General features: G+C 68.4%; 16 protein-coding genes. 4 read left to right on the top strand and 12 right to left on the bottom strand.

What is annotated here, in order from left to right; translation table 11 throughout:
* Positions 1-132: 132 nt before the first annotated feature.
* From ACIQ8J_RS34020 to ACIQ8J_RS33990, 7 genes are all read right to left on the bottom strand, one after another.
* Positions 133-549, bottom strand: coding sequence for a hypothetical protein (locus tag ACIQ8J_RS34020; RefSeq protein ID WP_403275724.1), 417 nt, complete (start codon positions 547-549; stop codon positions 133-135).
* Between the two features lie 112 nt (positions 550-661).
* Positions 662-1,222: a hypothetical protein gene (locus ACIQ8J_RS34015; RefSeq protein ID WP_403275722.1), complete on the bottom strand. Its 561-nt coding sequence runs from the start codon at positions 1,220-1,222 to the stop codon at positions 662-664.
* Positions 1,223-1,811: 589 nt separating this feature from the next.
* Positions 1,812-3,107, bottom strand: coding sequence for an exo-beta-N-acetylmuramidase NamZ domain-containing protein (locus ACIQ8J_RS34010; protein WP_403275813.1), 1,296 nt, complete (start codon positions 3,105-3,107; stop codon positions 1,812-1,814).
* 180 nt (positions 3,108-3,287) lie between these two features.
* Complete coding sequence (locus ACIQ8J_RS34005; RefSeq protein WP_403275721.1) at positions 3,288-3,578, bottom strand: hypothetical protein; 291 nt, start codon at positions 3,576-3,578, stop codon at positions 3,288-3,290.
* Positions 3,579-3,806: 228 nt separating this feature from the next.
* Complete coding sequence (locus tag ACIQ8J_RS34000) at positions 3,807-4,466, bottom strand: dienelactone hydrolase family protein (protein WP_403275720.1); 660 nt, start codon at positions 4,464-4,466, stop codon at positions 3,807-3,809.
* 958 nt (positions 4,467-5,424) lie between these two features.
* Positions 5,425-5,841 carry an SRPBCC family protein gene (locus ACIQ8J_RS33995; RefSeq protein ID WP_403275719.1) on the bottom strand — a complete coding sequence of 139 codons (417 nt, stop codon included), beginning with the start codon at positions 5,839-5,841 and terminating at the stop codon, positions 5,425-5,427.
* 28 nt (positions 5,842-5,869) lie between these two features.
* Positions 5,870-6,241 (bottom strand): VOC family protein, encoded by a 372-nt coding sequence (locus tag ACIQ8J_RS33990; protein WP_403275717.1) that lies wholly within the window; start codon positions 6,239-6,241, stop codon positions 5,870-5,872.
* Positions 6,242-6,406: 165 nt separating this feature from the next.
* Between ACIQ8J_RS33990 and ACIQ8J_RS33985 the strand changes: the two genes are divergently transcribed.
* Complete coding sequence (locus ACIQ8J_RS33985) at positions 6,407-7,222, top strand: helix-turn-helix transcriptional regulator (RefSeq protein ID WP_403275716.1); 816 nt, start codon at positions 6,407-6,409, stop codon at positions 7,220-7,222.
* Between the two features lie 447 nt (positions 7,223-7,669).
* On the opposite strand, the gene ACIQ8J_RS33980 is transcribed toward ACIQ8J_RS33985, so the two are convergent.
* Both ACIQ8J_RS33980 and ACIQ8J_RS33975 read right to left on the bottom strand, forming a co-directional pair.
* Positions 7,670-8,353, bottom strand: coding sequence for a heparan-alpha-glucosaminide N-acetyltransferase domain-containing protein (locus ACIQ8J_RS33980; protein ID WP_403275714.1), 684 nt, complete (start codon positions 8,351-8,353; stop codon positions 7,670-7,672).
* 103 nt (positions 8,354-8,456) lie between these two features.
* Positions 8,457-8,705, bottom strand: coding sequence for a hypothetical protein (locus ACIQ8J_RS33975; RefSeq protein WP_403275712.1), 249 nt, complete (start codon positions 8,703-8,705; stop codon positions 8,457-8,459).
* 565 nt (positions 8,706-9,270) lie between these two features.
* Here ACIQ8J_RS33975 and ACIQ8J_RS33970 point away from each other — a divergent pair.
* Positions 9,271-9,876: a TetR/AcrR family transcriptional regulator gene (locus ACIQ8J_RS33970; protein WP_403275711.1), complete on the top strand. Its 606-nt coding sequence runs from the start codon at positions 9,271-9,273 to the stop codon at positions 9,874-9,876.
* Between the two features lie 66 nt (positions 9,877-9,942).
* Here the strand turns inward: ACIQ8J_RS33970 and ACIQ8J_RS33965 are convergent, their stop codons facing one another.
* Complete coding sequence (locus ACIQ8J_RS33965) at positions 9,943-10,578, bottom strand: FMN-dependent NADH-azoreductase (protein WP_403275710.1); 636 nt, start codon at positions 10,576-10,578, stop codon at positions 9,943-9,945.
* 120 nt (positions 10,579-10,698) lie between these two features.
* Positions 10,699-11,097, bottom strand: a complete 399-nt coding sequence (locus tag ACIQ8J_RS33960; protein WP_403608070.1) for a hypothetical protein — start codon at positions 11,095-11,097, stop codon at positions 10,699-10,701.
* Positions 11,098-11,994: 897 nt separating this feature from the next.
* On the opposite strand from ACIQ8J_RS33960, the gene ACIQ8J_RS33955 reads away from it, so the two are divergent.
* Both ACIQ8J_RS33955 and ACIQ8J_RS33950 read left to right on the top strand, forming a co-directional pair.
* On the top strand, positions 11,995-12,300 hold the full coding sequence (locus ACIQ8J_RS33955) for an STAS domain-containing protein (RefSeq protein ID WP_403275707.1): 306 nt from the start codon (positions 11,995-11,997) through the stop codon (positions 12,298-12,300).
* A 196-nt stretch (positions 12,301-12,496) separates the two neighbouring features.
* Complete coding sequence (locus ACIQ8J_RS33950) at positions 12,497-12,739, top strand: hypothetical protein (RefSeq protein ID WP_403275705.1); 243 nt, start codon at positions 12,497-12,499, stop codon at positions 12,737-12,739.
* A gap of 166 nt (positions 12,740-12,905) precedes the next feature.
* On the opposite strand, the gene ACIQ8J_RS33945 is transcribed toward ACIQ8J_RS33950, so the two are convergent.
* Positions 12,906-14,021: a transposase gene (locus ACIQ8J_RS33945; protein WP_403275703.1), complete on the bottom strand. Its 1,116-nt coding sequence runs from the start codon at positions 14,019-14,021 to the stop codon at positions 12,906-12,908.
* Between the last annotated feature and the right edge of the window lie 84 nt (positions 14,022-14,105).

The following is a 14,105-nucleotide window of genomic DNA, read 5'->3' as shown; positions in this document are numbered from 1 at the left end:
ACGCCCCCTTCCCAGATCAGGGCGAACTCCCCTTTCCAGCATGCAAGAGCGCACCACAGCCCACCAGTCACAGGACGTCACAGATCACCGGTTCTGACACAGGCACTCATGGCCCACGGTGTATGCCTGTTCTCATGTCTCCGCATCGGCATCGATGGCCCCTCGGGCGAGCCACTCAAGATGCCAGAGACCCTGGTTCATCCGCCCCGCGGCGGCATTCGTCCGGCTGTCACCCAGTAGCCAGAGGTTCTCCGCGAGGGCCGCGCGACGAACTTCAGTCGCGGTGAGCTCAGCAGAAACCTCGGGCGTGAGCTCCAGAGGAGAGATCCCAGCCGTCAGCCCGCGCCCAATGGCCACGCGCTGGTAGCCATGCGTGAGCTCCTTCACCACATGGGCGTACTCGGCATAGGCATTCAATCGCCGCTCATCCCACCGCACGGTCTGCTCACGCCGCCATCGCGCACGGTCATTCACACTGCTCACCAACAGCGACGCCACCGCTCCCAGCGCGACGCCGACGAGCGGAAGTATCTGACTGGTCAGGCTCACGAGGATCCTCCAGACACACGGGACAGGCCCCGTGATCCTCTCCAGCACGGGACCCGGCAGTCCAGACCCCGGACACCATCCCATGCATCAGTCACGATCCGCCGGACAGGTCCTAGCGTCGAGTGACAGTGCGCCTGCCCTGCCTGCGCTGCCGTCCAAGGAGAGCTGCCTGCTCGGATTTGAGTCGTACCAAGTTCTCGCTGGCGTAGGCGCGTATCGCGGTTGCCGGGAACGCGCGGGGCGGGTGCTCGATTGTCAGGTCCCCGCGTTCCCATTTCGCGGCGGACAGTTCGTGCCAGGCTGCGTGCGCGTAGACCTCCAACAGGACGGGTTGCATGTCGGCTTCGTCCATCAGGTCCGCTTTGGTGTTGACGAGGTCGCGGACGGCGCGGTGGGTGGGCAGGAAGACGGTGGTGATCCACAGCCGCCATTCGGCCTGCTCATCCTGGTGGGACAGCGGCTCGCGTCCTTCGGGGCGGGGGGGCTTCTCGCTGAACGCGTGGTAAAGACGACTGTTGACCTCAACCAATGCGAGAAGCGGCCCGTAGAACTCGGAGAGCTGGCGGTTCACCCGCGCCAGCCGCTCCTGCCGCTGCGCCAGCCGCAGATTGTTGAGATAGGTGACGAGGTACCCGGCGAATCCCGCCATGACGGTGACGACCACTGCGCCCATGGGCGGCAACGTTAACGTCTGACCGACGGCCGGGGACAGGGCGTTGCCCCTTACGCGCACGCGACCACCGGCCCATGCTCGTCAACAAGTTCCCCCACGGTCGTTCCCACACCCCGAGATGGTGTCAAAACGCACCGACATTCTCGGGCCCGCGGAGCAGGAACCGCTGCCGAAACTGTCCCTTCTCAGCGAACCGAATCGACCGCGATCCGTTTCACCGAACCGAGCCGCCGCAGCCCAGAGGGCCCGACGCCAAGACCGCTCAGGGAGCGGCCATCCCAACCAAGTCAGCCGCCGCTGGTCAACGGCTCGAGATCGACTGAGTTCGTTGCGAAAGGACAGAAACTCACCGCCATGCGCTGTCCCTTGTCATGTCCTTTGCCATCCAACCGGGCGTTTGACAGTGAACCCAGCCGTTTCGGCTTCTATGACAGTGAATCTAGTCGTGCGGGCTGGGTGGCCACGTACGGGCGCGACGCGCTGACCAGCTGTGGGATGCCCACCGGGTCCGACCAGTTGCCGGCGTCGCGGAGCCGCTGGTGCACAGACAGGGCGTGTCAGACCCACTTCCCCGGCACGCCCCGGAATCTCATGCGTACTGCAGGTAGTTGGCGCGCACGGTGGTGAACGCGGCAAGGTCGTCCTGCCACGAGGAGACGACGTCGTCGATGGAGGCGCCATTGTCGATCAGGTGGCGGACCTGGTCGGTGCCGGCGAGGTGGTCGATGTAGTGGTCGGGGAGCCAGGCGAAGTCCTTGTAGGTCTGCTTGGCGGTGACCAGGAGGGCGATGCCGGTGCGGACGGGGTCGTAGGCGGTGCGGTCGTGGACGTGGATCTGCAGGCCGCCGACTTCCCTATCGTGGTGCTTGTCGAAGGTGGGGGTGTAATAGGCCTCGCGGAAGTAGACGCCGGGCAGCACGAGTTCGTTAACGGCGGCGGCCCAGGATCCGTCGAGTCCGGGGGCGCCGAGCATTTCGAAGGGGTGGGTGGTGCCGCGGCCCTCGGACATGTTGGTGCCCTCGAACAGGCAGGTCCCGGAGTAGACGAGCGCAGTGTCGGGGGTGGCCATGTTCGGGCTCGGCGGCACCCACGGCAGGCCGGTCACGTCGTAGAAGTCCGCGCGCCGCCACCCGTCGAGTTTCACCACCTCCAGGTCGACCTTGCGGCCGGCGGACTGCGGGAGGAATTCGCCGTTGTAGAGCAGAGCGAGTTCGCCGGTGGTCATGCCGTGAGCCTGGGCGATGGGTTCGCGGCCGACGAAACTGGCCTGGTCCCTGTGCAGGACGGGGCCCAGCGCGCGGCGTCCGGTGACAGGATTGGGGCGGTCCAGGACCACGAAGCGGCGCCGGGTCATGGCCGCTGCGACCATCGCGTCGTACAGGGTCCAGTTGCAGGTGTAGAAGCGGGCCCCGCAGTCCTGGAAGTCATAGACGACCGTATCGATGCCCGCCTTGTCCAGCACGTCGGCCAGGGCCGTGCCGCTCTTAAGGTAGGTGTCGTAGATGGGCAGGCCAGTGGGCTTGTCGATGGCATCCCCTTCGGACTTCCCGGCCTGCGGGTTCCCGCGGTAGCCGTGCTCACCCGTGAAGATCGCGGTCAGTTGCACGCGCGGATCGGCATGCATGACATCAACAATGCCCCGCATGTCGTGGGTGACGCCGCTCATGTTGGTGAGCGCCCCGACCTTCTGGCCCGCCAGCAGCTCGTACCCGTCGGCTGCCAGCTGTTCGAAGCCCGGCCGCACCCGCGCAGGTGCCCGATCCGAGCCGCGGCCGACGGGGGCCGCACTGGCAGCGGGACCAGGTCCCGTGGCGAGCATGGTCACGGCACCAGCGGCGCCCACTGCCGTAGCGGTAGCCAGGAAGGACCTGCGCGAAGTCAACACAGTCACGCACGGTAATAGTGTGTGCAGCGCGCGCCGGACGCGCCGCGCCGACGGGCACGGCAGCGCATCAAACACGGCCTCCAGCAGATTGACGGCGGTCAAGGGGGGGATGCGCCTACGGTCCGTCGCGGTGGGACTGCACACGTCACGCACAGGGCCGGCTGAACACGGCGCACCGGTTCAGTCGGCGTCAGGGTCGTATCCGAGGCTTTCCAGGAGACGGCGGCGTTCGGCTTCCTCACGCTCAAGGAGTGCCGCCAGGACGCGCACGTCCCGGTGGGAGGTGATCGCGGCCTTCAGCACAGCGGCGAGGACGTCGGGCGGCAGGGCCTCGGCCTGGGTGGTGGAGGTGCCGCTGAACGAGCGGTGATCACTGGCCTTCGGCGGCTCGGTGGGCAGCCCGTAGTCGGCGATCTGCTGCTCGGTCACCGCCAGGCGCTCGAAGACGACCTCCGTTCCCGGCGCGTCCACCGCAGCGAACGCGCTGACATCCTCAGCCAGCGCGGAAAACAGGTGGACCCCGCTCTGGTCCCAGATCTGTTGACCGACCGCAGGAGCTCGCCTACGGGCTCTGAACTGCGACGATTCATAGACTACATGTCCGTGACAGCGAGTTGAGGCCGTTGCTGTCGCTCGTCCTGGTGGTCTCGAGGGGCGTTCAGGGAGACAGGCTCAGGTTGTTGATCCCGCTTCGGCTGGCTATTCGATGCGGTCGAGGAAGCCGAGCACCCGGTGGGTGGCCTGCGTCGCAGCGTGCTCGTCGTGCGACGGCAGGCTGCTGTCCGTGAACAGGTGCCTGTCGCCGGAATAGAGGAACAGCTCAGCATCCGCCGCCGTCTCGACAAGCGCGCGGGCCGCGTCCACATCGCCCTCGCCGGAGAAGAACGGGTCTGCGTCCATGCCGTGGATCTGGACTGGGACGCTCTGGGGCCAGGCACCGCCGAACTCCGAAACCGGGACGCATGCCTCGAGCAGCAACGCGCCCTTCGTGCCCGGGCGCATCTGGGCCAGCTTCTGCGCCGGCAGGACGCCAAGCGAGAACCCGAGGTAGACGAGCTCCGCAGGCAGCCCCTCAGCGACAGCGGTTCCACGCGCGATGACCGTGCCGAACCCGACCCTCTCGGCGTAGTCGATGCCCTCCTGGAGGCTGTCGAATACCTGCCCCTCGAACAGATCCGGGACATGGACGGTGTGTCCAGCCCGTCGCAGCTGCTCGGCGAACTCGCGGACGCCAGCGGTCAGTCCGTGCCCGTGGTGGAAAACCAGCACCTCAGCCATGTCACTCCCCTCGTGCTGCGCTGCCCGGGCGGCACCGCAGCACGAGTATGACCCGCAGCACTGACAACCGCGGGTCCCCAACCTGGCAGGGCCAGGTTGCTGATCCAGGACCGGCGATCTGTGCTTCGACGTCGGTCATGCGGCGGTCCTGGAAGCGCAGGTCGGAGCGGGCGGCCTTGAGCCGCTCGTCCAGAGTGCTTTTATCGGTGACGGCAGGGCGCGCGGATCTACTCCAACGCCGCCGAGGTCCCGAAGGACCAGGGCAACCAGGACTGGGTAGTCATCCAGGGCCAGGCGCTGGGGCCACCCGGAGAATTCTTGCCGCTCCCCGCCCGCGTGGCCGTGCGGGGAGCGGCTCGCCCGTTGCCTGGTTTACATCGAGCGTGAGCAACGGACCCCACGCAGTGGGTGGATCGGGAAGGCGCGCACCGTGTGGGGCCGCGCGGCCACAGCGAGACGATCGCGGTCAGGCGAGAGGGAACCGGGGGTCGTGAAGCTGGGGATGGGTATCGAACACCAAGTCGAGGCGGGCAAGCTCACCGCAGATCAGCTCGCCACCCTCGAGGCGATGGGCGTGGACTGGGCGTGACACTGGCCGCAGCTGGTCGTTGAACCGGACGTCAAGCGAAGTGCGCTGAGAGGCCCCGGGCATCATCTTGAGTTCTAGTGGTCGTCGCAACACCCCAGCTCAAGGGGCGCGATGGACTTCAAGACCAGAGAGAACCGGGGCCTTGGGGCCAGGGGCCTCTGACGCATGAGCGGGAGGTATGAACCAGGTGCAGCAGCTGTCGACCGGACGCGTTGCCGGCGGGCGGGGATGACCCCATGGGACGTGCCGGAATGCGGTGCCCGCGTGGTCTCCGCACTCTGGTCTGTGACCATCCCCAGCCGTGTGCCGGCGCGGTCCGTGCGCGTGTGCACTGCCCCGCGGTACCTTTGCGAAGGCACGACATGGGCTATTTCGTCCGCTACTTGCGTCGGCGTGCAGCCCGGATGCTCTGCGGTCCGGGCTGCACGCTTGTCTGACCTGGCGTCGCCCTCAACCGATCGCGGTGGCCTCGCGGTCGAGAGTGTTCTTGATGACGCGGAGTCCCAGATCGACCATCTCGGCGATGGGCGCACCGAGGCTTTCCGGCGTCACATCGATGATCCAGACGAAGCGGCTCCGGTTCTCCTCCCCGGCGAGGACCTGCATGGAGGCGTGGTGGTGGGTGGGCTCCAGGGAGCCGCCGACCACCGCGTAGGCGATGCGCCGGGTCTCATCGTCGATGTCGACGATGAGCTCGCGCACCACGGCGCCGTTGGCGAAAGTGACCGTCCTGACGTCGTTGTCGACGCGGGTGTCGGTGACGTACCCGGGTGCGAGGCGGTGGTGGACCTCGCCGAAGTCGCGAATCGCCGCCCACACGTGGTCAGGGGTGTCCTCGATCAGCACTTCGCGGTGGATGGATGCCATGGGTCTGTCCCTTCTCGGGGTGGAGCGGTCAGTCGCCGGCCGGGGCGGCGGTGAGGCAGAACGGGTGACCCTCTGGGTCGGTGAGGACGATCCACCGGCCCTCGCCCGGCTGGAAGCCGGGCCGGGACGCACCCAGGTTGAGCAGTTCCTCGGCCGCGGCGTCCAGGTCGGAGACGGTGAAGTCGAGGTGCATGTACATCGTGCCGTCGGGCCAGCGCGGCGTCTCGTAGCCGTCGACACGGACGAGGGCGAGCTGGACGGGGGTGCCGCTGCCCAGGGAGACGAAGTCCTGGTCGCTGTGGGTGATCTCCCAGCCGGTGGCCTTGTGGTAGAACGCGGCGAGCGCGGCCGGGTCGGCGCAGTTCACGACGACCGTGCTGAGCTGCTTCAGAACAGACATGCCGATGACTCCTGAGAATCGATAGGGGAATGAACGCAACGGCATACGAGGGCAGGAGCGGGGAAGCCCTCGTACGCCGCAAGCGTCCTCCCGGCGGCGCGCCCCGGTCTTGAAGATCCTTGCAGCCCGGCGCGGCTGTCAGACCTCGCGCGTAACGTGCAAAGGATGCTCACAGCCATTCCCGTCGCCAGCCGCCCCGACTTCAACATCAGCGCGGTGACCTGCCGTTCCGACCACGCCCGCTGGTCGGCGCCGGAAGTACGCACCGACTACCGCGTGGTGCTCGTGCGCCGCGGACGGTTCCACCGGAAAGCCGCAGGCGGCCCGGCCCACATCGACACGACCCTGGCCTACATGGGCGCACCGGGCGAGGAGGAGAGCTTCGCCCATCCCGCCGGCGGCGACATGTGCACGTCGATCAGCGTGACACCAAAACTGTGGCGCTCCCTCGCCGGAGACACCCAGGCACCGGCCGTCCAAGCCCTCTACGTCGATCCGGGCCTCGACCTTGCCCACCGCCGCCTGCTCGCCGCCGCCCGCTCCGGAGACGTCGACTACGCGCTCTCCGAGGAACTGCTGGCCCTCCTCGCGACCGCCATACGCCGCACCGCGACCGGACCGACCCCGCTGCACTCCACGCCCTCCGGGCGCGACCGGCCCCTCATCGCAGCCGCCCGCGAGGCGATCGCCGAAGCCCACCCCGCGTCGGACACGCTGTTGTCGCTCGCCGAGCTGCTCGGTGTCTCCCCCTACCGCCTGAGCCGGGCCTTCCCACGCGAACTCGGCGTGACAGTGACCCACTACCGCCAGCGCGTCCGCATCGGCAGGGCACTCGACCGCCTGGAAGCCGGGGAGAACAGCCTCAGCACCCTCGCCGCCGACCTCGGCTACGCCGACCAGGCCCACCTCACCCGCACGATGCGCCAATACCTCGGCCACACACCGACGGCGCTGCGCCGTCTGCTCAACCCAGCACGCTGACCCGCGCACCTGGAGCATCGTCCTCCCTGAAAGCCGAGGAACAGCTCTTGGCCCGACGCTCGGAAGCACAGCCTTCACCAGAACGCGGACGCGGAGAACAGCAGCGCCGCGGCCACGGCAGGGCCACCTTCGGCCTCCTCCGAAGCCGCATCCTGCTCACCCCCGTGAGCCGACAGGGCGAAAACACCGAACCGTACCCATCGGCCAGATCATCACCAACCTCCGCCGCAATGGCGGTCTCGGCAAGGACGACAAACAGGCGGATTAGCGGGCGAAACAGCTCACCGGCATCGCCCCGGACTGGAAAGGGTTCTTGATCGACCACTCGACGCCGGTACGACGTACGCATCTTCAGTGGCCGTCCTGATTTCGGTCTTCGCGGCAGAACTCAACCTTCAGCAAGAACGCTCAATCTTCGGTGCGACAGATCAGCGGCTGTCGTCTCACTCACGGCGGTCGCCGTCTCATCCAATCCAGTCGAGATACCGGAGTGCCGGCGATTGCCGCTGCCGTGCCGCAGCTTGCCATCAGCCAGAGCAACGCTGGGCGGTTGGTTTCGGCGAGACGGCCCAGGGCGAGGCCAACAAGGAGGTAGGGGAGGTAGGTCAGTGCCGGGTATGCACCGGTCAGCAGAAGCTGGTCGAGCGTCCTTGCCACCCCTGCCCAGCTGGTGAGATCGCTCAGGTCGGGGGCTGCGCCGCGGCCCGCGGTGCGAAAGCCCAGGAGCGGGCCGAGCACATAGGACAGGACGGGGCCAAGGATCACACCGGCGGCGGCGACGGCCAGCAGGCGGGTGCCCAGCCGCAGGAAGGGTTCGACGGCAAGGAAGTACACGGCGTAGAAGGACAGGATGACGAAGAACCCCGTCCGCAAGGTGGCCAGGCACAAGCCCAGGACCAGCAGGCAGACGCACCGAATCACGGTGCGGCGCAGCAGGACCGCGGCCGGGCAGGCGGAAGCGCGCTCGCGGGCGACGGCCAGCGAGCAGCCCGCGACGAGAACGAACAGGGCCGATGAACGCCCCTGGGCAGCGATCAGGAAATAGCCCGCACCACTGCGATAGGCAACCGGTCCCACGTGCACGGCAAACATGCCCACCACCGCAAGACCACGCGCCACATCCAGACCCACCAGCCTCTTCTCACCCACACCCCCCCTAACGCCCCACCCATGCCCCCGGTCGCTCCCATGCCGTTCCAGTAACCGAGGGAACGACCAGGTTCCAAGCCGCGCATCACGGGACAGGCCCCCCGAGAAGCTTCGAGACCTCCATCGTGTACGACGAGGAGATGTCGACGACAACGTGTGCCAGGAGCTGGAAGCGGCACGCGCCGAACACCATGCCGGCTTCGCCGAAGCCCAGCTGGTGGCTTCGCCTGCCGTGCTCCGCGAGCTGAACCCCGTCGCCATGGAGCTGGGCCGTGGGTATCGCAGGATCAAGTACCTCGAAGAAGGCAATCCAGAGCCCGAAAGATCGTTCCAAGAGATCGATGCGGACCTCACGCGATTTTGGGAGCAGTGGGGGCAGCGCGCACCGAGATGCGCCGAGACCTCCGTGTCGAGAACGACTGACCGCCCTCAACTCCGCAGTTCGGAACGACGGGCAGGAGCATCCCTCTCCCCACAGCCCCACCCCCGCCGCCCAACCAAGCCCCCACCTTCCATCGGGCGCAGGGAGACGGGTAGAAGGGGCCTCTCCGGATCCGGCCGGAGCAGGGAGACACTCCGGACTGCTTTGGGGCGGGCCCGGAGCGTCACGCTGTACAGGCCGGGCTCGGAGCGGATGCCGACCTGCACGGACCCCTCCGCGTCCTGTCCTGAATCAGGAGGGCCGCGGCCACCGCGAGCCCAACCGCCAGGCCCCCAAACCGGGGGTTGAGGAGCATCGGAAGGACAACCGGCAACAAGCCCGGGGGTCATGGGGCGTTCTTCCCGGTGGGGGAAGTGCGGGCGCGGCAGTGGGGCGGTGGGCCGCAAGATGAAGGTAGTCTCAACTTCACTGTCCCCAACGTGCCCACAACACGATGGATTCCTCAATTCAGGGAGAGGTGAGCACTGTGCCCGAGGCACCCCAGCGGCCGCCGCTGCGCGCCGACGCCCGCCGCAACGTCGAGAAGCTGCGCCAGGCCGCGGCGGACGCCTTCTCCGAGCACGGGCTCGACACGCCGCTGGAGACGATCGCGAAGCTGGCGGGTGTGAGCGTCGGCACGATCTACAACCGCTTCGGGAGCCGTGACGCGCTGCTGGACCAGGTCGTCAACGAACTCGCCGACCGGCAGGTGCGCGCGGCGATGGCCGTCGCGGACGACACGGCAGGCAGCGCGTGGGAGAGGCTGCTGGCCTACGTCGAGGCTATCTGTCAGGCGCAGGCCGACGACCCGGCGTTCAACGACGCGTTCTCCCGCCGCTACCCCAACGCCCCAGCTCTCAAGGCGGTCTGCGACCGGTCCCTGGCCTTCGCCACCGAGCTGGCCGCCGGCGCCCGCGCCGAAGGGGCCCTGCGCGAGGACGCCCGGATGGACGACATCGCCCGCTTCTTCCAGGTCAACGGTGACCTCGTGCGGGCCGGGGACGACGCCGGCCGCCGCCGCGTCCTCGCCCTGCTCTTCGAGGGCCTGCGCGCCCGCACCGGCAGTGGCCCACTGCCCGGCTGAGCACGGCCGGGAACGACGACGGTGTCGGTCCCGCCGAGGCGGGACCGACACAGTCGTCGCGCGCGACTACGCGGCGCGGGCCGCGTTCGCGGCGGCCTCGAACGCGTCGGCCCGCGACTGCTCGCCGAGTGGGACCAGGTGCTCCATGGCCGGGATGTGCGCGGCCAGCGTCAGGTCCGCGACGATGAAGGTCGCCTCCATCTCGAAGATCACCGACAGCACCGACTCCAGGTAGTTCAGCACGTGCTCGTGCGGCGCCCGGGGCGTGCCGGGGGCGTAGGAGCCGCCGCGGCTGGTCACCACCGTCACCGGCGTGCCCTTCACCTTCGACTCCGGCGAGCCGGCGGTGCGGCCGATCAGGATCACCTGGTCCAGCCAGGCCTTGAGGCTGGAGGGCACCGAGAAGTTGTACATCGGCGCGCCGATGACCACCGCGTCGGCCGCCTCCAGCTCCGCTATCAGGGCCAGGCGCTCGGCGAAGGCCCGAGCCTGCTCCTCGGTGTGCTCCGCCGGGTCGAGCGACCCGGCGGTGTGGGCGTCCGCGGTGATGTGCGGGACCGGCTCGGCGGCCAGGTCCCGGTAGATCACCTCGCCACCCGGGTGCTCTTCCAGCCACGTACGTCGGAAGGCCTCGGTGACGGCCCGAGAGGTGGACGCCTGGCCCGCGAACGCGGACGAGTCGATGTGCAGCAGTGTCGCCATGGTGCAACTCCGAAAAGGGGAGAGGGCGTGCGCACCCTCCCGCCGCAGGCGGTGGGAGAGTCGCAGCAGATAACTTGAACCTGGCATCAACTTTAGCCGCAAATTGAGGGCAGGTTCAAGTTACCGTCGATACACGCGCTTGAGCCGGCACTCCTTCGCGTTGGCCGCGCGGGGTTGCATGCGCGGGAGATACGGAGTGAGCAGGCCCTGGGCGAGGGAACCCCCGGCAGCGTCGAGATCGACCGAGGCGCGCTCGGGGCGCCCGTTGTCGAAGTTGTCCTGAGCTCGCAGAAGCCCAACCGCGGCCATCGCGCAGGATCCTGCGCCGGCGATTCCAGGTGGCTCGGCGCCTTCCTCCGCGTCAGGGTCGATGTCGGCGAGGCTTGGCGGGTTGACCACTATTGGAACCAGACCCTGCTCGTTGTCCTGGCGGCCGTCACGCTGGCCCTGTCCACCGCCCCCACGACCGCCAACGCCACCGTCGAGGAAGGCAAGGTCGGCCTCCACGTCAAAGGCCATGGCCTGCGCCTCGACAGCGTCGACGGCTACCCGGACGGCCACGGCGCCGACGTCCGCGCCCAGGTGTACGCATTCGCGGCAGAATCAACCCCGTACCACGTCACCGCTGCACACCAGCGGACTTGGGCCCGCCGGGCCGCGGGCAGGTTGTGCATTGGATGCGCGAGCACGGCTCCTGCCGGGCGCCGGGGTGGGATGCTGGGCGCGAGTACCTGGGACGGCCGCCGCTCCCGGCGCAAGGAAGCGGCGGCCTCATACACGCGGAGAGCGGTGAGCTCCCCCCAACGTCCCGCGCGCGAGGTGCCCTTCCGGCAGCGGGGATGCGGGAATCCCTGCCCTGAAGTCACCGGACGGGCCTCGGCTGGAGCCGCCGAGTCGGCTGCGGCTCCAGCCGGCCTGTCTGTCCTGTTGTTTGTGCCGCCTCGGGGTCCAGGAGAGCGGCAGTGCGCAGTCACCCCTCCAAGCACCGACGGTGGGGGGCTGCATCCCTCTGTATGCGCAGTAGGGCGGGTACCCCAGTTCCGGAACCTTGCCCCATGGCTTTCGGCCATGCACTCGGCCCTGGTGACCGTCGTTCGCCACCGCGCCCCCGCCATCTCGTCGACCGCGACGCAGATCCCAACCCTGCTCCGATACGGAGAAGCGGCAGCCTGGGCCCCTGCCGGCCGACTGCACCCCCACCAACCCTGATTGCACTGGCCGATGACCCGATCGGGCAGAGGTGGGGCGCGCGGGCTGCTGGAGCCAGTACCGCTCACACAGATGAATCAGCGACTGCCTGCACGTTTCTGCACCCACGCGCTTCTCTACCGTGAGCGGGTGTCACCCCAGACCCCGGTGGCCGTCTGAGCCAGCCACGCCCCGCCCATACGGGGCTTGTTCAACCGGGGGACGGTCATGGCCGACGAAACTCAACCCACGCACGTAGAACAGGCCCCGGCAGCACACGGGAGCGCGCACACCTACACCCTGGACGGATACACCGTGGTGGAGCTCCACGGCGAGCTCGACCTCTGCACGGTTCCCGCGGTCCGGGAACAACTGGACGCAGCGACCTCAACTGCATCCGTGGGTGCCCGCGTCATCGTGGGCCTGCGGCCCGCCCTCTTCCTCGACTGCTCAACCCTCGCGTTGATCTGCCACGCCCGACGCCGCACCCTGCACACCGGCGGCTCCATCGGAGTGGTCTGCACACACCCGTGACACCTGCGAGTACTGCGAGCAACAGGGCTCAGCGCGGTTCTCCGCCCGGCCGCCAAGGTGGAGGAGGCCATGGCACACGAACCACCTCGACCTCGGCAACAACCAGGCCGAAACACTCGATTCCGTCACCAAGCTCACCCTCACCGGCACCGCACTCGACATCGACTCCTTCCTCACCGCCAACGCCAAGGCCCCCGTGCCCCTGTGGGGCGACGTGGTCCTCACCCGCGGCGACACCCGGCACCCGGCCACCACCAACTGGGTCGAGGACGTCGAGAACACCGACACCCACCAGGACGTCATCCTCATCGTCGGCGACCCCACCTCCCGCCGCATCCGCCTCACCGACGCCTGGACCAGCGCCAGCTACCACCTGGACGAGGACGACGGCCCCGACGCGTTCGTCATCAGCTTCACCGACATCACGATCGAGAAGTAACGTCCCCACTTCGCCGACCTGTGGAGCGCGATGAGGTCACCGGACGCAGGAACGCCCCAAGACCTTCCAGCACCCCCGGGGTCGACACCCTCACCTTCGCGCTCCAGGGCATGGCCCTCGCCACTCCGTCTACCTGGGTAGCTTCGAGATGGGTGCAGCCTTGGGCTCATACAAGATTTTCGCAGCCGTTGATTGCCCAGAGGCCATCGTCGGGCGGGAGTTGGTGGTTGCGGCGTGAGTGGGCGACGAGGATGACGCGTTTGCGCAGGAGCCGGATTCCGGCTCGTCCTGCCATCTGGCGCTTGATCATTTTCAGGTCCGTGATTCGGCCTTCCGCCGCGCCCGAGCTGTAGGGGAGGGACACAGCGGCGTGCACCGCTTCGAGGTCGTCCAGCAGAGCGGTGGTGAAGCGGACAAGCGGTGCGATACGGCTCTGGCGGGCGCTCGTGATCCAGCGGTCCATCAGGACGGTGCGCTTCTTGGCGAAGACGTCCCGGAAGGAGTGCACCAGGCCGTGGAGGGTGCGCAGTTCGGGGCAGCGTTCCAGCAGGTGTTTGATGAAGACGCGCTGGGTTTCGTTCAGGTGCTCCGGGCGGGAGGTCAGCAGTCGGGAGACCTCGAACGCGCTGCGGGCGGGTGCGGGTGGGGGAAGGCCGGAGTCCAGGGCTTCGCGATGCGAGGTGAGGCAGAGGCGGACGGTGGCCTCGCTGCCACGGAAGCCGCGCGCGGTGATCTCGCGGGCGAGGGCCGCGATGGTGTGTTCACCCTCGGTCCAGCGGCGGTGCAGGTGCCCCTGATAGGGGGCGACGATGCCGGCACGGCGAGGCCAGATCGGGGCGACCTCCTGCCAGGTGGCGGCGCGGGCGTGGCGGCGGACGACGTTGCGGTCCAGGTCCAGGTGGCGCCCGATCGCGCGCAGGGCCATCCCTTCCTGGAGCAGGGTGTGGACGGTGGTGTGGATGCGGCGGGTGCGCGCGGCCATGAGCCCGCCGGGAGTCCGGGGAGCGGTCGTCTTGTCGCCGGGTTCGGGCAGGCAGTCGCGGTGCGCGGTGACCACTTCGTAGACCTTGCGGCCGAGGTTCTGCCACAGGTGGAAGCGGTCGCTGACGTCGATGGCCTGGGGTGCGCCGGCGCTGATCGCGCCGCGGCAGACCGCCGAGCCGTCGCGGCAGACCACCTCGATGCCGGGGTGGGCACGCAGCCAGGTGATCGTGGGCTCGGCGTCCCTGGTGTCCCAGGCATCGACGGGCAGGCGGGTCTCCGCGTCGACCATATGCGACATCCCGCGAGTTCCCCTGAGCCCCACTGAGTCCCTGACCCCGTGGCCAGGGGGTTCTTCCTCCTTCGGGTGCTCTGTGGCCTGGTG

It is taken from the genome of Streptomyces sp. NPDC094147 (genome assembly GCF_044764265.1).
In the GTDB taxonomy this organism is placed as follows: domain Bacteria; phylum Actinomycetota; class Actinomycetes; order Streptomycetales; family Streptomycetaceae; genus Streptomyces.
This window is presented reverse-complemented; position numbering and strand designations above follow the sequence as displayed.